20 protein-coding genes, 1 tRNA gene and 1 riboswitch are annotated in these 21,499 nt (G+C 46.7%); of the genes, 10 read left to right on the top strand and 11 right to left on the bottom strand.

Annotation, left to right across the window (positions count from 1 at the left end):
* Window positions 1-41: 41 nt before the first annotated feature.
* The 3 genes from LDX50_RS29555 to LDX50_RS29545 are packed head-to-tail and all read left to right on the top strand — an operon-like array spanning window position 42 to window position 1,907.
* Window positions 42-371 (top strand): ArsR/SmtB family transcription factor, encoded by a 330-nt coding sequence (locus tag LDX50_RS29555; RefSeq protein ID WP_225699915.1) that lies wholly within the window; start codon window positions 42-44, stop codon window positions 369-371.
* A gap of 40 nt (window positions 372-411) precedes the next feature.
* Window positions 412-1,248: an arsenite methyltransferase gene (locus LDX50_RS29550; protein ID WP_225699914.1), complete on the top strand. Its 837-nt coding sequence runs from the start codon at window positions 412-414 to the stop codon at window positions 1,246-1,248.
* Window positions 1,249-1,250: 2 nt separating this feature from the next.
* A complete protein-coding gene (locus LDX50_RS29545) occupies window positions 1,251-1,907 on the top strand; it encodes an arsenate reductase/protein-tyrosine-phosphatase family protein (RefSeq protein WP_225699913.1) in 657 nt (218 codons plus the stop codon).
* 9 nt (window positions 1,908-1,916) lie between these two features.
* On the opposite strand, the gene LDX50_RS29540 is transcribed toward LDX50_RS29545, so the two are convergent.
* The 4 genes from LDX50_RS29540 to LDX50_RS29525 all read right to left on the bottom strand — a co-directional run bounded on the left by LDX50_RS29540 (window position 1,917) and on the right by LDX50_RS29525 (window position 4,724).
* A complete protein-coding gene (locus LDX50_RS29540; RefSeq protein ID WP_225699912.1) occupies window positions 1,917-2,648 on the bottom strand; it encodes a porin family protein in 732 nt (243 codons plus the stop codon).
* 187 nt (window positions 2,649-2,835) lie between these two features.
* Complete coding sequence (locus LDX50_RS29535) at window positions 2,836-3,483, bottom strand: hypothetical protein (RefSeq protein WP_225699911.1); 648 nt, start codon at window positions 3,481-3,483, stop codon at window positions 2,836-2,838.
* A gap of 23 nt (window positions 3,484-3,506) precedes the next feature.
* Window positions 3,507-4,094: an OmpW family protein gene (locus tag LDX50_RS29530; protein WP_225699910.1), complete on the bottom strand. Its 588-nt coding sequence runs from the start codon at window positions 4,092-4,094 to the stop codon at window positions 3,507-3,509.
* Between the two features lie 3 nt (window positions 4,095-4,097).
* A complete protein-coding gene (locus LDX50_RS29525) occupies window positions 4,098-4,724 on the bottom strand; it encodes a DUF4136 domain-containing protein (RefSeq protein WP_225699909.1) in 627 nt (208 codons plus the stop codon).
* Window positions 4,725-5,025: 301 nt separating this feature from the next.
* Window positions 5,026-5,142, top strand: a riboswitch (SAM riboswitch).
* Window positions 5,143-5,332: 190 nt separating this feature from the next.
* Between LDX50_RS29525 and LDX50_RS29520 the strand changes: the two genes are divergently transcribed.
* Both LDX50_RS29520 and LDX50_RS29515 read left to right on the top strand, forming a co-directional pair.
* Window positions 5,333-6,652, top strand: a complete 1,320-nt coding sequence (locus LDX50_RS29520) for an O-acetylhomoserine aminocarboxypropyltransferase/cysteine synthase family protein (protein ID WP_225699908.1) — start codon at window positions 5,333-5,335, stop codon at window positions 6,650-6,652.
* Complete coding sequence (locus LDX50_RS29515) at window positions 6,645-7,673, top strand: homoserine O-acetyltransferase family protein (RefSeq protein WP_225699907.1); 1,029 nt, start codon at window positions 6,645-6,647, stop codon at window positions 7,671-7,673. The genes LDX50_RS29520 and LDX50_RS29515 overlap by 8 nt, the downstream gene beginning before the upstream one ends.
* A gap of 3 nt (window positions 7,674-7,676) precedes the next feature.
* On the opposite strand, the gene LDX50_RS29510 is transcribed toward LDX50_RS29515, so the two are convergent.
* Together LDX50_RS29510 and LDX50_RS29505 are read right to left on the bottom strand one after the other, a co-directional pair.
* Complete coding sequence (locus tag LDX50_RS29510; RefSeq protein WP_225699906.1) at window positions 7,677-8,522, bottom strand: prephenate dehydrogenase; 846 nt, start codon at window positions 8,520-8,522, stop codon at window positions 7,677-7,679.
* Window positions 8,519-9,685 carry a pyridoxal phosphate-dependent aminotransferase gene (locus LDX50_RS29505; protein ID WP_255647450.1) on the bottom strand — a complete coding sequence of 389 codons (1,167 nt, stop codon included), beginning with the start codon at window positions 9,683-9,685 and terminating at the stop codon, window positions 8,519-8,521. Before LDX50_RS29505 ends, LDX50_RS29510 begins: the two co-directional genes overlap by 4 nt.
* 192 nt (window positions 9,686-9,877) lie before the next feature.
* On the opposite strand from LDX50_RS29505, the gene nqrF reads away from it, so the two are divergent.
* The 3 genes from nqrF to LDX50_RS29490 all read left to right on the top strand — a co-directional run bounded on the left by nqrF (window position 9,878) and on the right by LDX50_RS29490 (window position 13,539).
* Complete coding sequence (gene nqrF, locus LDX50_RS29500; protein ID WP_225699905.1) at window positions 9,878-11,179, top strand: NADH:ubiquinone reductase (Na(+)-transporting) subunit F; 1,302 nt, start codon at window positions 9,878-9,880, stop codon at window positions 11,177-11,179.
* A gap of 445 nt (window positions 11,180-11,624) precedes the next feature.
* A complete protein-coding gene (locus LDX50_RS29495) occupies window positions 11,625-12,782 on the top strand; it encodes a formimidoylglutamase (RefSeq protein WP_225699904.1) in 1,158 nt (385 codons plus the stop codon).
* 7 nt (window positions 12,783-12,789) lie between these two features.
* Window positions 12,790-13,539 carry a DUF6503 family protein gene (locus LDX50_RS29490; protein WP_225699903.1) on the top strand — a complete coding sequence of 250 codons (750 nt, stop codon included), beginning with the start codon at window positions 12,790-12,792 and terminating at the stop codon, window positions 13,537-13,539.
* On the opposite strand, the gene LDX50_RS29485 is transcribed toward LDX50_RS29490, so the two are convergent.
* The 4 genes from LDX50_RS29485 to LDX50_RS29470 all read right to left on the bottom strand — a co-directional run bounded on the left by LDX50_RS29485 (window position 13,526) and on the right by LDX50_RS29470 (window position 18,769).
* On the bottom strand, window positions 13,526-14,815 hold the full coding sequence (locus LDX50_RS29485) for an Nramp family divalent metal transporter (protein WP_225699902.1): 1,290 nt from the start codon (window positions 14,813-14,815) through the stop codon (window positions 13,526-13,528). The two genes, LDX50_RS29490 and LDX50_RS29485, sit on opposite strands and share 14 nt — an antisense overlap.
* Window positions 14,784-15,764: an NAD(P)H-dependent flavin oxidoreductase gene (locus LDX50_RS29480; RefSeq protein WP_225699901.1), complete on the bottom strand. Its 981-nt coding sequence runs from the start codon at window positions 15,762-15,764 to the stop codon at window positions 14,784-14,786. Before LDX50_RS29480 ends, LDX50_RS29485 begins: the two co-directional genes overlap by 32 nt.
* Window positions 15,761-17,134 (bottom strand): M20/M25/M40 family metallo-hydrolase, encoded by a 1,374-nt coding sequence (locus LDX50_RS29475; protein ID WP_225699900.1) that lies wholly within the window; start codon window positions 17,132-17,134, stop codon window positions 15,761-15,763. The genes LDX50_RS29480 and LDX50_RS29475 overlap by 4 nt, the downstream gene beginning before the upstream one ends.
* Window positions 17,135-17,488: 354 nt before the next feature.
* Complete coding sequence (locus LDX50_RS29470) at window positions 17,489-18,769, bottom strand: DEAD/DEAH box helicase (RefSeq protein WP_225699899.1); 1,281 nt, start codon at window positions 18,767-18,769, stop codon at window positions 17,489-17,491.
* Window positions 18,770-18,841: 72 nt separating this feature from the next.
* Here LDX50_RS29470 and LDX50_RS29465 point away from each other — a divergent pair, with 72 nt between their 5' ends.
* The gene (locus LDX50_RS29465) at window positions 18,842-20,185 is read left to right on the top strand and encodes a dihydroorotase (RefSeq protein ID WP_225699898.1); all 1,344 of its coding nucleotides are present in this window, start codon (window positions 18,842-18,844) and stop codon (window positions 20,183-20,185) included.
* 93 nt (window positions 20,186-20,278) lie between these two features.
* Window positions 20,279-20,354: transfer RNA gene (locus LDX50_RS29460), tRNA-His, on the top strand.
* Between the two features lie 276 nt (window positions 20,355-20,630).
* On the opposite strand, the gene LDX50_RS29455 is transcribed toward LDX50_RS29460, so the two are convergent.
* Entirely contained in the window at window positions 20,631-21,494 is an 864-nt protein-coding gene (locus LDX50_RS29455) for an acyl-CoA thioester hydrolase/BAAT C-terminal domain-containing protein (protein WP_225699897.1), read from the bottom strand.
* Window positions 21,495-21,499: the final 5 nt, after the last annotated feature.

Genomic DNA, 21,499 nt, shown 5'->3' with positions numbered 1-21,499 from the left:
ATTGCAGATATTTTTATTTATCGTAATATTGCAATGTAATTATGGGAGTAACTAAAACAGACCTATTCACCGACGAGCAGAACAAGCTTGCCCAGCTGGCCAAGGCATTTGGTCATCCTGCACGCATTGCCATTCTGCAGCATCTGCTAAAAACAAATGCGTGCATCAACGGTGACCTGGTAGATGAGATCGGCCTGGCACAACCTACCATTTCACAACACCTGCGGGCGCTTCGGGAAATTGGTGTCATACACGGAACTATTGAAGGCGTGTCAGTTAGTTATTGCATCAACCCGGAGGTTTGGAATGAAGTGAAGGAACTCTTTAACGAACTGTTCAGCAGCTATTCTTCAAAGACCAACTGCTGTTAAAAAAATTTATCATCAATCATCGCAATATAACGATATAACCATGCAGACAAATCAGGAATTAAAAAATCTGGTTCGTGAAAAATACGATCAGATCGCACGACAGGATAAAGAGCAAAATGCGTCATCCTGCTGTGGTGCCGGCGAATGCTCACAGGAGGTATACAACATCATGACCGACGATTATGGTGATGTGGAAGGATACCAGGAAATCGCAGATCTCGGACTGGGATGCGGATTACCCACTCAATTTGCACAGATCAAGGCCGGCGATACAGTACTTGATCTGGGTTCAGGCGCGGGAAATGATTGCTTCATCGCACGTCATGAAACCGGACCGACAGGTAAGGTTATTGGAGTGGATTTTACTCCTTCAATGATTCAAAAGGCAAGGATCAATGCCGACAAACTGGGATTGAACAATGTGGAATTCAGAGAAGGAGATATTGAAGATCTACCGGTAAATGAAGCATCTGTTGATGTGGTAATCAGCAACTGTGTCCTTAACCTGGTTCCTAATAAAAAGGCTGTTCTCAAACAAATAATGAGAGTCCTTAAAGCCGGTGGACATTTTAGCATTTCTGATATTGTACTGGAAGGAGAATTGCCCGAAGCGCTTCAAAAAGATGCTGAAATGTATGCAGGCTGTGTGTCGGGCGCCATTCAGATGTCGGATTACCTGAATATGATCAAGAGAACAGGATTTACAGATATTACGATCCAAAAAAAGAAGGTAATTAATATACCCGTTGACATATTGAAATCATACCTCAATGAAGAAGAGATCAGTGATTTTCAATCGGGTAAAACAGGCATTTTCAGCATCTCTGTATTTGCCAGAAAGCCGGAAGAATGTGTCAAGGGTTCCGGATGCTGCTAATCATGGAAAGAACCCTTGCATTTTATCCTGATCTTGACTCCTACTGGAAGAAGGTGCAGATGAATATTTCAGGGATTCCCGATGAACGCAAAGGACATCTGGATGAATTGGTTCGATATATTCAAAATTCAGACCATAAGGATTGCCACCTGGTATTCATCTGTACCCACAACAGCCGACGAAGCCATTTAAGTCAGCTCTTCGCACAGTTAGCAGCATATGATTCCGGATTGAATTATATACATACGTATTCCGGCGGTACCGAGGCCACAGCCCTGAATCCCAGGGTTGTGCAAGCGCTCGAACGTGCAGGTTTTCGAATAAAACCCTCGGGAGGAACTGCATCAAACCCGGTCTACGCTATACACTACAATGATCTGGACGAACCCATTAGCGTATTTTCCAAAACATATGATGACCCGTCCAATCCACCCGATGATTTTGCCGCCGTGATGACCTGTTCGGATGCGGAAGAGAATTGCCCCTATATCCCTGGCACGAGTGCCCGGATTTCTGTTAAATATGAGGATCCTAAAGTAGCTGATGGAACTCCATACGAGACTGAACGGTACGATGAACGAACATTTCAGATTGCCTGTGAGATGTATTACGTGATGGATAGGGTGGTCACCTTAACTGACCAAAATCAGTTAAGATAAACTACACCTTTATTCAATAATTTCTATTACCTGTTTCTTCAGGAAGGGGAATGAAATGATAAATTGTGTAACATTATTCTTGAGCTGCGAGCCTTGCGCATCGTAAACAGTTACAAATCCCGGTGCAAATCGCAGCCTGATATCAATTCCCCCCAAATGCTTATTCTGGGCAAAATTATATCCAACCTCTACAGGAAACGAGAAATCATACCATTCAGTAATGTCTTTAATGGGATCATTCAACTCAATCTCCCTTCCGCTGTCAAGGGTAACGTAGGTAAGTGCCTCAGCGCCTGTACGGAAACTTATTTGCGGACCAGCAGCAAAATACCAATGCTCACTCGCCTTGTATCTGATCAATACCGGAATATCAAGATATTTCAATCTGACACTTGATTCCGCAGACGTCACCTCATCGGCAATGTCTTCCGGAATATCTACAAAAGGTTCAATGCGCCGCTCTCCCCTGCCCGACAAAGGCTTAAACTCGGGAGCAAGTGTCCATCTGTCATTCAGGCGAATATGTGTCCCCAATCCGAAATTGGCCATAACCTGGGTTTTGCCAACAAGATTTGTCATTCCTACGAAATTCAATCCTCCATCAATACTGAAATGGAAATTTTCAGTGGCAGCCTTGTCCCCAAAAACAAGAACCAGTAATGCCGCCTGTGATTGAGCTTTGAATGAAATTCCGGAAAGCAATATTAATATTGCGACGGCCAGGGATTTTAAATTTTTCATAGACCTTAATTTAGTCAATTCGTTGTGCCATCAACAAGTTACAATGATAAATTCTGTATTCCGCAAAATCCAGAAACAGATTTTCATGGTTTTTCATATAAATTTCTGCACCTGAATTTAGTCATCAAACAAAAAAAGCAGGGCACTGATACCCTGCTTCCTTTTGTCAATTTTACTCGTCCTTAGATTATTTCAAAACACCGTCGCGGTCCATTTTATCCGCAATCGCCAACGAGAGACTTCTCGCCCCTGTTTCCGGGTTAGACGGATCATAGGTTTCTGTTTGGGCTGACCAAACCAAAGTTTCCGATGAAGCATCATACAGGTTTGTTTCCACCACATACGTTTTATCCGTCGTGTAATAGCCCGGATCATAATGTGTGGCATACATGGTAGAATAATATCCGCCAAATGATCCATAATAACCGTATCTCGATACCGGCGCATACATGGTAGATCCGGGAACATAACGTGATTCTGTACGCTCATCAAGCAATGCTACGGTTAATACACCATCGTATCCATCCTTTCTTATCTGGTTGAGAATCTCTTCTTTAGATGGCTGCTTCTGCATGAAATTCGGTGTAAAGACGTTAATACTCGCCATGGCGTTAATACCTTCTTTTTGCAATGCAGCTACAAGCTGATCCTCTACATTTCGGCGCGCCACGATGTTAGAAGTTAGTCCGACAACCATTACTTTGCTGTAGGAATTGCCCGATGTTTCGGGATTAGTCCAGCTACCCATAACCTTTGTCGTGGTTCCGCAATTTTGCAGATAGAACCCAGCTGCGATAAAGGTTAATGCCAGAAGTAATTTTGAAACTGTTTTCATAGTAGTGAGTATATTATTCTTATTTAATTTCTAAATACAAACCCAAGTCCGAGTGCAAGGTAATTTTGACCATTCAGATCCTTGGTATTGAAGCCCTGTACATAGCGTGTATTTACCTTCATCGCGAAGCGGTAATTCACGTCGAACATAAGGCCGACTTCAGGTCTGAAACTGAAGTGCCACGCATTATCCTGTATTGCGAATATGCCGAAATCTGTTTCCCTCCTGTTATGAATGACACCAATTCCCAATCCGGCATATGGAATCAGGGTGCCACCGTTATCCAGGAAATATGTTCCGGTAATGTGTGCAGGGTAACTGTTGAGATAGCGGTACTGGTATCCTGAAATCGTTGCGGTTCCATCCGTTGATTCGAAAAATCCGATATCCTCGTAGAATACCTGCCAGCCGATTCCGCCACCGAGAGCAAAGTTGTCTGTCATGAAAAATTGATAATCATATGACACGCCCCTCGCGCTTACCGGGCTGATGTAATCTTTCAGATCACCCATGGGAATGGCAACATTGTACATTATCGTGGACATATTTTGCGCACTTGCACCAAAGGAAACCACGAAACTCAGCAAAGCTATAATTAAAATCTTTTTCATCTCTTACTTATCTAAATAGGTTGACTGAGAATATGCCTGATCGACGGTAACATTGATACGCTGTACAATGCTCGCGTCACTACCCTGGAGAAGTCCGTTTATCACGCCTGTCCAAACTACCGGAATTTCTTCCCCTACCACATTGGCAGGATCTACCATCTGCAAAAATATGGTTCCTGTTGAATAGCCGGAAACATAACCCGGATACCAGGGATAGCCCCATCCATATCCCGGTCCCCATCCCGGATAATACCAGCACCAGTAGCATGGATTATAATAGTAATAGAAGTCGTTTGACATGGCCGATGCCAGGAAAACAATATCCGGATCATTGTCTTCATCCACTTCTGTAAATCCATAGGCGGTCATGTTTTGACGTATACGATCAAGAATCGCATCACTGAAAACCTCATCAATGAATTCTGGTGGATTGTTTCCAGGGTCCTTATCTGTAATTTCAATCACTCCATCCGGTAGCGAATAAGTAAGACTATTGGTAAAATCAAACTCCTCGTCGAAATCTGTATACACCACATCCAGCTGATCAACGAATTCCGGTCCTCCCGGAAAACACCCTGCAAATGACATGAGCATTGCCAGCATCATCACCATTCCGAATTGCTTTTTCATTTTTATTCCCATTTATTTAATATAAATCTTGCGCTTTTGACGTATCAAATATAACGCATTTTGAAATTGTACAGTGTACATTATTGATAATTACCGTTTAAGATTATAATTCCGATATTATATTTCAAATATGTCGCTTTATCTGGCTATGAAGGAAGTAATGGAGAGTAATTTACCGTAACGGGTTCCTTTTGATCCCTCCGGGATACAAAATTTTTCTGCGTATAAAATTTGGAAACCTTCAAATCCGTTCTTACGTTTATCCCTTCATTCGAATCCTCCTATTGTCAGGAACGATCGATTTATAAAGAAGCGTGGAGAGACAGGCTCTGTGAAGCGCTAGCAACCGGACGAAATTTGTCAAGGTGCTAAATCCTGATCCCAATTGCTGCTCAGGTGATCAGCGGGAGAATATAAATTGGTATCTATGATTTCTACACATTTCAATTTTCGCTCTAATCAATCCAGCAAACGGATAGTTATGCCATTGCATGCCATTCCATTCCTGGCTGGCTGTTGTTGTCGCTAATATTTTTTCCATTGCGGTAAACGATCGATGGACCCTTCCAGATCCATTAAATTTCTTATAACCAAAAAACACAAAAGTCATGTCTGAATTAAAATTTGAAACATTACAGCTCCATGCGGGCCAGGAAATAGATGCAACTACCGGATCCCGGGCAGTACCGATCTATCAAACCACTTCCTATGCCTTCAAAAATGCCGAGCACGGCGCCAACCTTTTTGCGTTAAAAGAGTTCGGCAACATTTACACACGAATCATGAATCCCACTACCGATGTCTTTGAAAAGCGCATCGCAGCACTCGAAGGCGGGGTGGCTGCACTGGCAGTAGGATCCGGACAGGCAGCGCAATTTATCGCGCTGAATAATTTTCTGACCGTCGGAGACAACCTGGTTTCCACGTCATTCCTTTACGGGGGTACCTACAACCAGTTCAAAGTGGCGTTCAAACGCCTGGGAATCGAAGCACGGTTCGCCGAAAGTGACAAAGCAGAGGATTTCGAAAAACTTATCGATGAAAACACCAAAGCCCTCTACCTGGAAACAATTGGTAATCCCGGGTTTAATATTCCGGATTTTGATGCCGTTGCTGCCGTAGCCAAAAAATATGATATTCCATTGGTGGTTGACAATACCTTTGGTGCTGCCGGCTACCTATTCCGCCCTATCGAGCATGGCGCAGCCGTAGTTACTGCCTCCGCAACCAAATGGATCGGTGGTCATGGGACATCCATTGGGGGTGTGATCATCGACAGTGGAAATTATAACTGGGGCAATGGAAAATTCCCTCAATTCAGTGAGCCGTCTGAAGGTTATCATGGCCTGAATTTCTGGGACACATTTGGATTTAACAACCCACTGGGACTTCCCAACATTGCCTTTGCAATTCGTGCCCGCGTTGAAGGACTCCGCGATTTCGGACCGGCTATCAGTCCGTTCAACTCCTTCCTTCTCCTGCAGGGACTCGAAACGTTATCTTTACGAGTGCAGCGAACCGTAGACAATGCCCTGGAACTGGCCAAATGGCTTGAACAGCATCCGCAGGTGGAGACCGTTAACTATCCGGGGCTCGAAAGTTCTTCCTATCATCATTTAGCCAAAAAATATCTTCGAAACGGATTTGGGGGTGTCCTTTCATTCATTCTTAAAGGTGAGAAAGAAGATGCGGAAACGTTCATCGACAACCTTAAACTCGTAAGTCACCTGGCCAATGTAGGTGATGCGAAGACGCTCATTATTCAGCCATCCGCTACCACCCATCAGCAGCTGAATGACGAAGAACAACTGGCTTCCGGGGTATTGCCAAGCTTGCTGCGGATTTCGGTTGGAATTGAACACATTGATGATATTAAAGCAGATCTCGAACATGCATTCAGCAAAATCAGCAAGAGCGTCAATGTCTGATACTTTAGCCAAGCAACTTCATCTCCCCCGGCCGTACAGGCTGGAGGGAGGTGATTTATTACCCGAAGTGACCATTGCGTATCACACCTTCGGAACACTAGCGCCATCCGGCGACAATGTGATCTGGGTTTTTCACGCACTTACTGCAAACAGCAACCCGGTGGAATGGTGGCCCGGACTCGTTGGTGAGGGATTCCTCTTTGATCCGGCTACTCACTTCATCGTCTGCGCGAATATTCTTGGATCCTGCTATGGCACAACCGGACCCGCATCTGTTAACCCTGCAACGGGCGAAAGGTACGGGATGGATTTTCCCGAAATAACAATCGGTGATATAGTAGGGCTGCACCAGGAATTAAAGCACCACCTTGGGATTGAAAAAATTCGCTGCGGTATCGGCGGTTCGATGGGCGGACAGCAGCTGCTGGAATGGGCTATTCGAGAACCTCAGCTCTTCGATCTGATCATCCCCATTGCAACCAATGCACAACATTCGGCGTGGGGTATTGCCTTCAACACCGCACAGCGGATGGCACTCGAAGCAGATCCTACATTGAACAGTAAAAATCCGGATGCAGGTCATAAAGGCCTGGAGGCGGCACGGGCCATAGGCATGCTTTCCTACCGGAATCAGGAGACCTATAACAAAACTCAAACAGATCAGGACGATCGGGTTGGCGGATTTTCAGCGGACAGCTATCAGCGCTACCAAGGCGTGAAACTTTCACGGCGGTTCAATCCACACGCATATTATTCACTTAGTAAAACCATGGATTCCCATAACGTGGGAAGAAATAGAAACTCTGTCGAACTTGCGCTCCGACAGATCGAATCGAATGTGCTGGCTATTTCAATCAGCTCCGACCTTCTGTTCCCGCCGCAAGAGCAGGAATTGATTGCAAGGAGTTGTCGTCATGGAAAATATGCAACAATTGATTCACTCTACGGGCATGACGGATTTCTCATTGAAACCGAAAAGCTCACCGGTATAATCCAATCATTCCTGGAGCTCACCGTATGAATCCTATTTTTTAAGAATCCGGCGAATCTGATTTGCCCTGAGAAGTAATTCCTGCAGTCCTTCGCGATCACCCTCATTCAGAAGTTTTCTGAACTGTACGAGGTGATCAATATATTCGTCGAGCGCGTTCGTCACATTTTGTGCATTCTGCATAAAGATGGGTGTCCACATATCCGGTGAACTCATGGCAAGACGAACGGTAGACTGGAAGCCACTGCCGGCCATATTGAAAATACTCTTTTCATCCTTCTCAATTTCCAATACAGTATGCCCGAGCATGAAGGAGGAAATATGGGAGAGATGGGAAACGTAGGCAATGTGGCGGTCGTGTTCAGCTGCATCCATAAATACCGTTTTCATACCAAGTGCGCGGAACATGCTGGCAGCGACGTCCATGGCATGAGCTCCGGTTCGTTCCCTGTCGCAAATGATATTGACTTTATCCTTGAAAAGACCTTCATGGGCTGCTGACGGACCCGTATTTTCAGTTCCTGCGATGGGATGTGCGGCTACATATTGTTTGCGCCTCGGGTGTGTTTTTATATGCTCACAGATCGCGGCTTTTGTAGAACCCATATCAATTACCACCTGTTCATCATTCAGCTGGTCCAGCAACACGGGCAAAACAGTTTGTATAGCCTGAACCGGAATCGCCAGGAGAATCACATCGGTAAGTTCCGCGATATGATCCAGATCCGTTACTTCATCAATAAAGCCATAGGCCCGGGCGCTGTCGGCATGACGCTCATTCGCGTCTACACCATACACCCTATCCGTCCAGCCCTTTGCCTTGAGATCCATCACCATCGAACCGCCGATCAATCCGCAACCAATAACACCAATTTTCATTTCGTTTCCATATTTTGAATACGCCGAAGTGCCTCCTCCAGAATGTCTTCGGAAGAACACAGTGAAATACGAATGTAGCGATTTCCTGCGGTGCCAAAAATAAATCCCGGGGTAATAAAGACCATCGCCTTTTCAAGTATCTCATCAGTCCAGACCGTTACATCCTTCACACTGTCGGGGACTTTTCCCCATACAAACATCCCCTGCTGATCAGCCTGAAACGAACATCCCAGCGTTTGCATGATTAACTGCGCTACCTTTCGGCGGCTGGCGTACACACCCCTCAACTTTTCATACCAGTCGGCATTCATCTGCAACATTTTGGCTGCGGCTTTCTGTACCGGGAGAAACATCCCCGAATCCATATTGCTCTTCACACGAAGGACCATTCGTATGTAATCAAACTCACCTGAAAGCCACCCGATACGCCATCCTGCCATGTTGTGTGACTTGCTCAATGAATTTAGTTCGAGACAAACCTCACGGGCACCTTCAATCTGAAAAATACTGAATTGGGTTCCCTCATGAAGCTGTCCATAGGGATTATCATTCACAATGAGAAAATGATGTTTGCGGGCTAATGCAATCAATTTTTCAAAATCCTTTCGCGACCCCTTCGCACCGGTAGGCATGTTGGGGTAATTCACCCACATCAGTTTGATCTCATCGAGCGGTAGCTTTTCAAGGTATGCAATGTCGATGTTCCATGCATTACTTTCATCAAGCAGATATTGTACCGGCTCCGCCTCGGCCAGACGGGTTACAGAGGTATAAGTAGGATATCCAGGATTCGGAACAAGAACCTTGTCTCCGGGATTGACGAAAGCCATTGTAATGTGCATGATCCCTTCCTTTGATCCGATTAGTGGAAGAATTTCGGTATTCGGATCAAAGTGTTGCCCGTAATGTTTCTTCATGTAACCGGCAATCGCATCCCGTAATTCCGGAACTCCGATGTAACTCTGGTATCCGTGAGATGATGGCATTTTAGCTGCCCCGGCAAGTGTTTCTATTGCAATGGGATCCGGACTGAGGTCGGGACTTCCGATCCCAAGGTTGATAATATCCCGCCCCTGCTGACGCAATGCGCTGATCTCCTTCAGTTTACCTGAAAAATAATATTCACTTACCTTCTGTATGCGTGTTGCTTCCTGGATTATCATCAACGATCGTTTAAAAGTCGAAAATAATCATTCCCGGCGAAACTGCTGGCGACAAAGTTTGTTAAATGAATAAAATGGATGAACACTGTCGGAATACACCAAATTTTATAGTGTTCTTTATAGTTTTAAACAATTGATAAATATATTTGTAGTCCTTTTACAAGAGGGATTTTTAAGACTAAAAATATTTCAATGAGTACCATTGTATTAACCTCGATCGTAGCGTTCACGCTGATCATCCTTTTACTGGTGTTCGTATTGCTGTTTGCTCAGTCGAAACTGGTCCAGTCAGGTCCGGTGAAGATTTATATCAACGGTGATGAGGCGAACCCCATTGTGACTTCAGCTGGCAGCACGCTGCTATCGACGCTTTCATCAGAGAAAATATTTCTTCCTTCCGCCTGTGGTGGAGGGGGAACCTGCGCGATGTGTAAATGTGTGGTTGAAGAGGGCGGTGGCGAGGTCTTACCTACGGAAGTGGGTCACCTGAGCCGATCTGAGCAAAAAGAGCACGTTAGGCTTTCATGCCAGGTAAAAGTAAAGCAGGATATGCATATCCGCATTCCGGAAGAAATCTTTGGAATTAAGAAATGGGATTGTGAAGTAGTTTCCAACTACAACGTTTCCACCTTTATCAAGGAATTCGTTATGAAGCTCCCGGAAGGTGAACACCTTGAGTTTGAGGCTGGTGGATATATCCAGATTGACGTACCGCCGATTGAGGTAAAGTTCTCTGAAATGGACATCATGCCAAAGCCGGAACTCGGTCACCCGGATGATGTATTTCAGTCGGACTGGGATAAATTCGGATTGTGGGATCTTGTTATGAAGAATGACGAGCAGATCTTCCGTGCCTACTCCATGGCCAACCACCCTGCAGAAGGAAACATCGTAATGCTGAATATTCGTATCGCTACTCCACCATGGGATCGCGATGCCGGCAAGTGGATGGATGTAAATCCTGGTATTTGTTCTTCCTATGTATTCTCGAGAAAGCCGGGTGATAAAGTAACTATTTCCGGACCTTACGGAGAATTTGCGATTAACCCTACGCAGCGTGAGATGATCTACATCGGTGGTGGTGCCGGAATGGCCCCGCTTCGTGCACAGATTTTCCACCTGTTCCATACAGAAAAGACTGATCGTAAGGTTTCCTACTGGTACGGTGGACGTTCTAAAAAGGAATTGTTCTATGTGAATCATTTCCGCAACATCGAAAAAGACTTCCCGAACTTCAAGTTCTATATCGCACTTTCAGAACCGCTGGAAGAGGATAAATGGAAGGTGAAGCAGGATCTCAATGGCGAAGGAGACGGATACATCGGATTCATCCACCAGTGTCTGTTCGACAACTACCTGAAAGACCATCCGGATCCGGAAGAAGTTGAATATTATTTGTGCGGACCTCCATTGATGAACGCCGCTGTATTAAAAATGCTGGATGATATGGGAATACCACCCGAGAACATCCGCTTCGATGACTTCGGAGGATAAGAAAAAAGGCTGCCTGAGGGCAGCCTTTTTTAGTCAGTAGTCAGCCTGCCTGCCGGCAGGCAGGTAGTCAGTAGTCAGTTGGACCTCACCCCTGTAAAAACAGTTTGATTTTGAGTATACCGGATACAGGGAATTTGATTCACCTGTAACCGGTATCCTGTTTTAAATTGATATTTTTATCTCCATGCTTTCGCATAGACAGGGGTGCTTCTTTTTATCGTCATCCCTGCGGTACTCCATGAGGGACACGGTGGTACCGGGGACATAACCACCTACCACCGTCATCCCAGCCTTCGGAAGGCAGGGATGACGTGTTAAAGTGGGTTTGCAGGTAGTCAGTAGTTCTTAATTGGCTGACGCCGGGGTGGAGAGGGGCCACTGGCGTGAGGTCAACTTCTCACACGACACTATATCACTAGTTTCAGTTTTTTCCTAAATTGGTGGCATGAACCTCAAACTATTTTTTTCGCCGCTGGAGGAATCGTTGTTCAGACATATCAGGCACTCGAACAGCTTTTTTAAGAATATCAGATCGAACATTGAACAGATGCCGGAGATCCGGGGAATGGATATTGCCATTATCGGAGTTCCTGAGGAACGCGGTACCAGTGAAAACATCGGAACCGCCAAAGGTCCGGATGAGGTTCGTAAAAAATTATATGCCCTTAAAAAAGGCTATGGGTATTACAAAATTGTAGACCTGGGAAATCTCAGGCCCGGCCATGACCTTGATGAGACACTTGGGCGACTTCAGGAAGTTTGTAAGTTCTTGCTGGAAAAAAATATCCTACCCGTGATCATCGGTGGATCCCAGGACCTGGACTACGGTCAGTTCAGGGGCTACGAAGACCTGGAAAAACTGGTGAGCGTACTGAATGTGGATGCTTTCCTGGATATGGAAGAAACCGCTGCAGATATGAGCAGGAAGCACATTCATAAAATGATGGTGCATGAACCCAATTTCCTGTTTCATTACAGCCACCTGGCATATCAGACCTACCTGGTTGACCAGAATACACCTCAGGTACTTGAAATGTTGTATTTCGAATGCCACCGGCTTGGAAAACTGCGGCATAACTTTACTGAGATAGAGCCGATCATCAGAAATGCCGACATGCTTACATTTGATGTCAGTTCGATCAAGTCGGCCGATGCACCCGGAAGCGGACTGGCACAGCCATTCGGACTAACGGGCGAGGAAGCCTGTCAGATCTGCTGGTACGCCGGTATGAATGAAAAGCTGAGCTCCGCGGGCTTCTATGAATATAACCCCGACCTTGACGATGAAATGATGAAAACCGCCTCGGTAGTGGCAACCATGGTATGGTACTTCATTGAGGGGTTTTACCATCGAAAGAATGAACTGGTATTCCGGCAGAATGACTATTTGAAGTTCGTTGTTTCCATGCCTTCATCACCGGCGACCATTACCTTCTATAAAAGTAAGCTGAGCGACAAATGGTGGCTTGAAATCCCGGTTTCGCATCCATCATTGCGATATGACCGTACTATAATTGTGCCTTGCAGCTATTCGGATTACACAACGGCAACGACGGGTGAGGTACCCGACCGCTATGTACAGGCGCAGGCAAAACTTGTTTAATCGGATTATGAAATACTTTATTACTCCCCTACTTCTCGGACTGTTATTGATTTCTTGCAGCAGGCAAAATTCGGAGGATACACTGAGCGAAGCCGATAGAATTGTGATGGAATCCATTGAGAAGAGTGGCGGGGAACGCTATAATAATATGGATCTTTCGTTCCGGTTCCGTGACCGCGATTATGGCGCACGTCAGCAGGATGGACTTTTTGAATACGTACGAATCACTACCGATAGCACCGGGGTAATACGGGATGTATTGAACAACGATGAATACTATCGTGAGGTCAACGGCATACGGGTTGATGTGATTGACTCCATGGCCGGAAAATATGCGCGATCTGTCAACTCGGTCATCTATTTCGCCCTGCTGCCGGACGGGCTCAGTGACCCTGCCGTGAACCGGGAATATCTTGGAACCAAGGAAATAAATGGAAAAAACTACCATAAGATCCGCGTAACCTTTGATCAGGAAGGCGGAGGAGATGACTTTGAGGATGTGTTTATCTACTGGTTCAATACTGAAACCGGCTTTTTCGACTACATGGCATATCTGTACTATACAGACGAGGGTGGAATCCGGTTTCGGGAAGCGTATAACCCACGTTTTGAGGGAGGAATCCGGTTCATGGATTTCAATAATTACAAACCCATAGATTCGCTGGAACTTGATGTTATCGATGATGCATTCATGGCGGGAGAACTCGAGAGGCTCTCTGTTATTGAACTCGAAGAGATCAATGTCAAGCCGCTCTGATCCGGTGAACGTATAACCCAAGCACGAGAGTCATCGGCAATGAAATAAGACTTAGCCATAGCAGGGGCGCATCAATTTCCAGGCCCAGCATTCCCGAGGCGCCACTAAGCATATTCCGCATTCCAAGGATCAGCAAAACATTCAGAAGAAGGAAAGCAAGTATGTTCATGATGGTGGTAGAACGCTGATCACCCATAAGTGCGTATCGGTTTGAAAGAACCCAAAGCAACGCGGTGACCAGAGGAAGGACCAGCCCGTTGGCAGATTGTGCTGCCAGTATAATCACTTCAGGTCGAAAGTCAAGAAGGCCGCTTAATACTCCGATGAACAAAACTGACAGTGAGGTAATTCGAACGATTCTTCCATTATCCTTAATGTTGTGGAAGAGAAACCCCTTCACGATCAATCCGGCCGCAAATGGGGCGGTAATCGATGATGTGAATCCTGCTGCGAAAAGTCCAAGGGCAACCAGTTTTTCACTACCACTACCCAGGACCTTCCCTGTTACAGAAATCAGGTCTGCTAATCCCGTGGCACCATTCATGAGCGTTCCGGTCACAAGAATAGCGAGTGAAATAATGCCTCCCAGCACTATGGAAATGATCAGTCCAAATCGCATCATGCCAACGGAATCATCCCGACTAATTCCAGAACCCAGAAAGAGATTATAGGGAACAACGGTTGTGCCAATTAACCCCAATACAAGCCAGGCAGAACCCTCCGGTATTTCGGGAAATGCTATATGCCGGATCAGGCCTGAAGGATCAGGTGCAACCTGGTAAGCAACGACAAGAAAGGCAATGCCCATCACTGCCACAAGCGCACCCAGAACTTGTATCAGCCGCTGGAAGGCCGACAAGGCCAGGAGAGCCGCAGCCAACACGCCGACCAGCATGAAATTCACACCGGAAGAAAATGGCAACAGTAGACTCATTCCTGCCACTGCCCCCTGGATATTTCCTGCTTCATACGCTATACAGCCAAGAACAACACTGAATGGAATGATGGCGATCAGCCATTTATGACGGAAGCCGGATACGGTCGTGGCGAGATCTTTTTTTGTAACGAGGGTAAGACGGGCAGCCATTTCCTGAAATACGATGCAGGCTACTGTGGCGAAAATCAGGGTCCAGGCAAGTGAAAAGCCATGAAGTGATCCAGCGGATGAAGCGGTAACAAGGGTACCCGGACCAATAAATGCGGCGGCTATCACCGACCAGAACAGTATAGATAGTAAGCGCCTTCTAACCGGCATGCGCTTTAACCACTTGATCATATTCCGAGATCAGTGCACCCACAATCTCCTTTACCGGTCGAACTTCCCGTACATGTTCGATCGAAGGACCAGCACACCACATCGTTTTATAGGTTGCCCCGAAGGCGGCTTTTTCAAGCGACTTCATGCCCTTGTAGAAGGTGAGCATTTTAGCATATTTTTTCAGTGTCCGGTTCTTATTCAGAACCGATTCGAGCCAGCTCTGATTGGTGCCGATCTCCCGGACATACGGGGTGTTGATCACCGTGCAGGGGGTTCCCGAAAGTTTATCGGTCATCACAATGTCATCGGCTCCGTAGGTCACGCAAGCTTCCTTGTAGGCCTCAGTTACGGGTGCTTCTGAAGAGGCAATGAACGGACTTCCCATCGATATTCCACACGCTCCCAGAGTAAGCATTTCGTGCAGTCCCTGACCATCGCCCACCCCACCAGCAGAGATGACAGGGAGATCAGAATGATTCTTCAGCAACGGGATAAGGGTCTCCGGCGGTAACTTGCCTGCATGTCCGCCAGCCCGGTTATTTACTGCAATAAGGGCGTCAGCTCCTAGTTTAGTTACCTTTTCAGCATAGGTTTCTTCGGTAACATCACAGAAGACCTTCATGCCATGCGGCTTACAGGCATCAATAACTCCTGCCGGATTTCCCAGAGAGGTGATGATAAAGTCAACCTTGAAATCAACGCAGGTCTGAAGCTGTTCTTTGAGCCGGTAGTTCGATTTGTTGACGATCAGATTGATTCCGAACGGTTTGTCACCGGCTTTCCGGAGTTCTTCCAGTGCTGCACGAAAATCAGCATCGGTCCTGTAGTTGAGCGCCGGAATGGCGCCAGTGATGCCGGCTTTTCTGGCTTCATTCACCATGGCGACATTCGACACAAGGAACATGGGTGCCATGATGACGGGATAATCGATCCCCAGCATTTCGGTCAATTCGGTTTTGATGGTCATAGGCCTTCGGAATCAATGAGATAAATCAATGCCGACATCGCGGCTGCCCCCAGTTCAAGTTCGCGTTTATCTATCTTGTCGAACGTATCCTCTTCGGTATGATGATAGTTGAAATACCGCTGGGAGTCTGGCCGCAAACCGAACAGCACCGTCCCGGATTCCCGCAGCGGCCCTATATCTGCGCCCCCACCGGGTGAACCCAGGTCATGAAGTCCGTATGGAGCAAGCCATTGTCCCCATGATTTCAGTTTTGCCGTCTGGGCCTCGTTCCCTGTAATGGTAAAGCCACGTGGTGTAAAACCTCCGGCGTCGGATTCAATGGCGGCGATATGTGGTTGTCCGAGTGTCGAGGCCTGGGCAGCATATTCCCTTCCACCCCTCAGGCCGTTTTCTTCATTCATAAACATTACAGCGCGAATGGAATGTTTGGGTTTATAATTAAGGCTTTTAAGAATTCGTACGGCTTCGATGGCTTGGACACAACCCGATCCGTCGTCATGGGCACCCTGGCCGACGTCCCAGGAATCAAGATGACCTCCTACCACGATATATTCTTCCTTGTTTTGTGTACCCCTGATCTCACCGATTACATTATAGGAGAGGATGTCGGGCAGCATCTCACAATGGGTTTCGAGGTAAACACGTGCACTTCCTTCCTTTTTCAGCACGTCGCTTAACAGGTTTGCATCATTGGTGCTTATGGCGACAGCGGGAATCTGGGGCTGATTCGGATCATATCGAAGCGACCCGGTATGGGGAACATCGTCATTGTTGCTGGCCATGGATCTTACCAGGACGGCGACTGCACCGTAGGCTGCCGCCCTGCTTGCTCCTTGTCCGCGCTGGTTCACAGCACCGCCATAGGCCTGAAATGTATGGATGAGTTTAGGGTCCATCGGACGGTTGAAGAATACAATCTTACCCTGAATTCCTGCCTTTCCGAGTTTATCCAGCTCATCAAAATTCTGAACTTCCACGATTTCGGCGGAAACGCCCTGTGGGCCTGAGCCAACCGAATTTCCAAGGGCCAGTGAATGGAGCTCACGTGAGCCATAAGTGGAACTGTTGATGAGTCGAACGACCTCCTTTTCTCCGCGCACCCAGTGGGGCACCATCACGGGCTGAAGAAACACGGTATCGAACCCGAGCTGCTCCATCTGCTGGCGGGTCCATTCGACAGCAGCGGCAGCCTGTGGCGAGCCACTCAGACGGTGCCCGATTCTGGTGGTAAGGTATTCCAGCATTTCATAGGACTGTCCGTTCGCCAGGGCCTCATCATAAATCTTCCGGATCATGTCTTCGTTTTTATCCTGGGAAAAGCCAGCTGTACAGAGCAGAAATAAAAGGAGGGTGAAAAGGTATTTGGTCATAGGGTAAGGTTTTGGATAAATATAGGAAAACTTCCTCACCCCCGTCCCCTCTCCATGAAATTCATAGAGAGGGGTGGCTTGGACAATATTTCTTTACCGTCATCCCAGGGGTACTCCCTGAGATCCGCGGCGATAGCCGGGGATAATCAGGGAGTACCGCCGGGATCTCCTGATTGGATGCAGACAAATAGGGGATCCTGAAACCCCGAAGGGATCCCATTGGGACGGCTCCGGCCTTGCCAGAGGCTGTTCAGAATGACGACAAAATAAATGGAAGGCAGGGATGACGGTGGATTTAAGGGCTACTACTGACTACTGACTATCCCGAAGGGACCCCTTCGGGGCTGACTACAATTACCTCCGTCTCTTTTTCCTGGTATCTTTTTTCTTAAATGTTCGCTCCTTCTTCTCATGAAACGCGCCTTTAAACGAAGGATCTTCCTTGCGCTTGAGTTCATCGATGGCGCGTTCGATCTCAATTTGCTCCTCTTTGGGTGTGGGTGTTACCTCCACTTCAGCGGGTAGTTTTCTTACCGGAATTTCCTCGCGGATAAGTGCTTCAATTTTCGGAATGTGCATCATCTCGGCCTTGTTGGCAAAGGTAATCGCAATTCCCGCCTGAAGCGCGCGGCCGGTCCGCCCGATCCTGTGGACATAGTCTTCATAGACTACCGGTACCTCAAAATTGATAACGTGGGAAACATTGGAAACGTCGATACCCCGGGCAGAGACATCAGTGGAAACAAGAATACGCAGATCCCCTTCCTTGAACTGGTTCATCGCGTTGATCCGGCTGTTTTGACCCTTGTTGGAATGGATCACACGTACGGACCCAAGGTCTTTCCGGTCGATGAATTTATAAACGTTGTCGGCCACTTTTTTCGTGCGCGTAAAAATGAGGACACGTTCAAGGGCAGGGTCCTGAAGTAAATGCCTAAGGAAATTAATTTTGGTTTTCAGATTTGGCACTTCAAATACTACCTGATCGATAGTATCCGCGGCTGTGGCCTGTGGCGACACTTCGGCGGTTTCCGGAAATTCCAGGAATTCATGCGACAGCCTGATCACTTTTTCGGGCATGGTAGCGGAGAAAAGGAGATTTTGCCGTTTGACTGGAATGACTTCGAGTATGCGGCGGATCTGCGGCATGAACCCCATGTCCATCATTTTATCGGCCTCGTCGAGCACCAGCGTTTTGATCTGTTTGGTGATGAGTTCTCCTTTCAGGTATACATCCATAAACCTTCCGGGCGTCGCAATGATCACATCCACACCGGCATTTACGGCTTCAATTTGGGATTTCATTCCAACGCCTCCGTAGAGCGAAACAGGCCGGAGATCGGTATAAACGGCCAGCTGTTTGAATGTTTCCTCAATTTGCAGGATCAGTTCACGGGTTGGGGCAAGAATCAGCGCCCGAGGGTCATCCCCCTGTGCATACTTAACTTTCATCATCAGGGGCAGCAGGTAAGCGGCGGTTTTTCCGGTGCCAGTTGGGGCGATTCCCAGCACATCATGGCCAGCAAGGGCCAGTGGAATAGCCTTTTGCTGAATGGGCGTCGGTTCACCGAAGCCGGCGTCTTCGGTAGCCCTGATCAGTTGGGCATTCAGTTTAAATGATTGAAATGAATCCATGTGCAATGATACGCCTTTCCGGGCTTTCAAATTGAATTAGTATAATTCTGCGATGAACCGTATTTTTGGAGCATGCGACGCATATTAATTACTAATGCCCGTATTGTCAATGAAGGCAATGCGTTTTATGCCGATATCCTGATCGAGGGACAGTTCATTAAAAAGATCGAAGGCACGATTTCAGATGTTCAGGCCGACGAGGTAATTGATGCCTCGGGATTGTGGGCATTGCCCGGACTAATCGATGACCAGGTACATTTCCGTGAGCCCGGACTTACCCACAAAGGAGACCTGTTTACTGAATCCAGGGCTGCGGTGGCCGGTGGCGTTACCTCGTTTATGGAAATGCCGAATACGGTTCCCAATGCATTAACGCAGGATCTGCTGGAGCAAAAATACCATGCTGCTAGTCAGAAATCCCTCGCGAATTACAGCTTCTTCATGGGGGCCTCGAATGATAACCTGGAAGAAGTTCTGAAGACTGACGGGCGGCATGTATGCGGCGTGAAAATCTTTATGGGATCTTCCACCGGAAACATGCTGGTGGATGACGGAAAGACACTCGAAGGACTTTTTTCAAAGGTTCCTTTACTGATTGCCACGCATTGTGAGGATGAGGCAACGATCCGAAAAAATACCGCGGAATACCGTAAAAAGTATGGGGAGGATGTTCCGATCGAATGTCACCCGCTGATCAGGAGCGAAGAGGCCTGTTACAAATCCTCGTCGTTCGCTGTGGAGCTGGCGAAGAAATACAATACCCGCCTACACATACTGCACATATCGACGGCAAAGGAACTATCCCTGTTCAGAAATGACATTCCGCTGGAGGAAAAGCGGATCACGGCCGAAGCATGTATTCATCATCTGTGGTTCAGTGACGAAGACTACCGTGAAAAGGGAACATTGATCAAATGGAATCCAGCGGTAAAAAAGGCTTCTGACCGGGATGCAATCTTTCAGGCAGTACTTGATGGGCGAATCGATGTAGTGGCAACGGATCATGCTCCACATACAAGACAGGAAAAGGAAAATACGTATTTCAAGGCCCCATCGGGCGGACCGCTTGTACAGCACAGCCTGGTGGCGATGATGGAAATGTACCATCGGGGCAAGATCACACCGGAGCAGATTGTGGAGAAGATGTGCCATAATCCGGCGAAGATGTTCAAGATCGACCGTAGGGGATATATTCGCGAGGGGTATTATGCCGATCTCGTTTTGGTTCATCCGGAAGATCGCTGGACAGTACGACCTGATAATATTCTCTACAAATGCGGATGGTCTCCTTTCGAAGGCCAGGAATTCAAGTCGAAGGTTCATCATACCATTGTTTCGGGCAACTGGTCATACCGAAATGGACGAATTCATGAAGGTGCGCTGGGCGAACGTCTCGCGTTCCTCGTTGATGAATAAACAAGTCCGGATGTTTGAAAATTCGGAGCAAGTATCTACATTTGCAGTCCTTATTCGTACATCGATTGAGTGATGGATAAGAATAGGGAAAATGGTGGTTGTAGTTCAGTTGGTTAGAACGCCTGATTGTGGTTCAGGAGGTCGCGGGTTCGAGTCCCGTCTCCCACCCTCCGCCCGACGTAGCTTTAGCGAAGTCGGGCTTTTTTATTAAGAAGCCCCATTTTCAGAAGCTCCGTTATATCCTAAGCCTTGGCGAAGGATATTAGCGAAGTCGGTCCTTAAAGAGTAAAAAGCTCCATTTTTGATGGGGCTTTTTTTATTAAAACTGGTTATAGGTTCGTCCAGTTGGGATACCCACGACCAGAATTTGAGATTTAGAGGCAGCTTTCAGTCCATATGGTTTGCGCAGTTAATACGAGATTCTCGAAAGTCTGGAACGGTAGATTTACTTTACCGGGAATGTTTTCTCCAAAAAATTAAAAACCAAATCAAAATGCCTGATCGGCTCCGTATGTCCGCCTTCAACAATCTGATGCTCATAATAATGAGGAAAACCATGACTATTCAGACGATCAACAATTTTTTCCGACATTTTACCAGATGGCCAAGATTCATCGTACGTGGGTGATATCAATAATATAGCCCCATTAATTTTTTCTACCGGGATAGCAGCTGATTGTTCAGCATCATAATTTTCAAGAATAATAGAATATGCCCTTAGTTGCTCACCTGAGACCATTGCAGGAACGGCCGAATATGGCACGGGCACAAAGGGTAATTCCTCGTTGTTTAATGTCCAAGATGAAGTGTTACTCATCATTGTGATCGCGGGAAAACTCACATGGCTTGGTGACATCGCAACCACGGCATCAATATCGTCAAAGTACGATGCAATATTCAGAACGAGTTCGGCACCTTTCGAACCGCCGATTAAACATATTCTTTGTGAGTTTATTTTTGGATTCTCTGCGGCTTCCAATATTGCATCATGAACGGCATTTAAAGAAATTCTGTCTAAACTCTCAGGGGTAGATCCAGTACCAAAATAGGCAACCGCAAGAAATGCATATCCTTTAATAAGAAATTGATCCCGGGTAGGCTTCCAAAAATCGCTGTCCCAGGCATTCCCGCCTTCTGAACCGCCAAATCCAACAATTAGTGGTTGATTTAGCGTTTCTCCCAAATACAATTTTGTTTCAACCTTACCATAGTTTTTTGAAAGCGGTGGAATATACGTTTCTAAAAAAACAACCAGTATTACAACAATTACAATAACGCAAAAGAGAGCTTTGATTAATTTTTTCGACATGTCCA

Source organism: Fulvivirga sedimenti (assembly GCF_020328055.1).
This window is presented reverse-complemented; position numbering and strand designations above follow the sequence as displayed.

Bases quoted from the DNA above. Each gene is read 5' to 3' on its own strand.
- LDX50_RS29555 (WP_225699915.1), top strand. From the start codon at position 42: ATGGGAGTAACTAAAACAGACCTATTCACCGACGAGCAGAACAAGCTT.
- LDX50_RS29550 (WP_225699914.1), top strand. From the start codon at position 412: ATGCAGACAAATCAGGAATTAAAAAATCTGGTTCGTGAAAAATACGAT.
- LDX50_RS29545 (WP_225699913.1), top strand. From the start codon at position 1,251: ATGGAAAGAACCCTTGCATTTTATCCTGATCTTGACTCCTACTGGAAG.
- LDX50_RS29540 (WP_225699912.1), bottom strand. From the start codon at position 2,648: ATGAAAAATTTAAAATCCCTGGCCGTCGCAATATTAATATTGCTTTCC.
- LDX50_RS29535 (WP_225699911.1), bottom strand. From the start codon at position 3,483: ATGAAAACAGTTTCAAAATTACTTCTGGCATTAACCTTTATCGCAGCT.
- LDX50_RS29530 (WP_225699910.1), bottom strand. From the start codon at position 4,094: ATGAAAAAGATTTTAATTATAGCTTTGCTGAGTTTCGTGGTTTCCTTT.
- LDX50_RS29525 (WP_225699909.1), bottom strand. From the start codon at position 4,724: ATGAAAAAGCAATTCGGAATGGTGATGATGCTGGCAATGCTCATGTCA.
- LDX50_RS29520 (WP_225699908.1), top strand. From the start codon at position 5,333: ATGTCTGAATTAAAATTTGAAACATTACAGCTCCATGCGGGCCAGGAA.
- LDX50_RS29515 (WP_225699907.1), top strand. From the start codon at position 6,645: ATGTCTGATACTTTAGCCAAGCAACTTCATCTCCCCCGGCCGTACAGG.
- LDX50_RS29510 (WP_225699906.1), bottom strand. From the start codon at position 8,522: ATGAAAATTGGTGTTATTGGTTGCGGATTGATCGGCGGTTCGATGGTG.
- LDX50_RS29505 (WP_255647450.1), bottom strand. From the start codon at position 9,685: ATGATAATCCAGGAAGCAACACGCATACAGAAGGTAAGTGAATATTAT.
- nqrF (WP_225699905.1), top strand. From the start codon at position 9,878: ATGAGTACCATTGTATTAACCTCGATCGTAGCGTTCACGCTGATCATC.
- LDX50_RS29495 (WP_225699904.1), top strand. From the start codon at position 11,625: ATGAACCTCAAACTATTTTTTTCGCCGCTGGAGGAATCGTTGTTCAGA.
- LDX50_RS29490 (WP_225699903.1), top strand. From the start codon at position 12,790: ATGAAATACTTTATTACTCCCCTACTTCTCGGACTGTTATTGATTTCT.
- LDX50_RS29485 (WP_225699902.1), bottom strand. From the start codon at position 14,815: ATGATCAAGTGGTTAAAGCGCATGCCGGTTAGAAGGCGCTTACTATCT.
- LDX50_RS29480 (WP_225699901.1), bottom strand. From the start codon at position 15,764: ATGACCATCAAAACCGAATTGACCGAAATGCTGGGGATCGATTATCCC.
- LDX50_RS29475 (WP_225699900.1), bottom strand. From the start codon at position 17,134: ATGACCAAATACCTTTTCACCCTCCTTTTATTTCTGCTCTGTACAGCT.
- LDX50_RS29470 (WP_225699899.1), bottom strand. From the start codon at position 18,769: ATGGATTCATTTCAATCATTTAAACTGAATGCCCAACTGATCAGGGCT.
- LDX50_RS29465 (WP_225699898.1), top strand. From the start codon at position 18,842: ATGCGACGCATATTAATTACTAATGCCCGTATTGTCAATGAAGGCAAT.
- LDX50_RS29455 (WP_225699897.1), bottom strand. From the start codon at position 21,494: ATGTCGAAAAAATTAATCAAAGCTCTCTTTTGCGTTATTGTAATTGTT.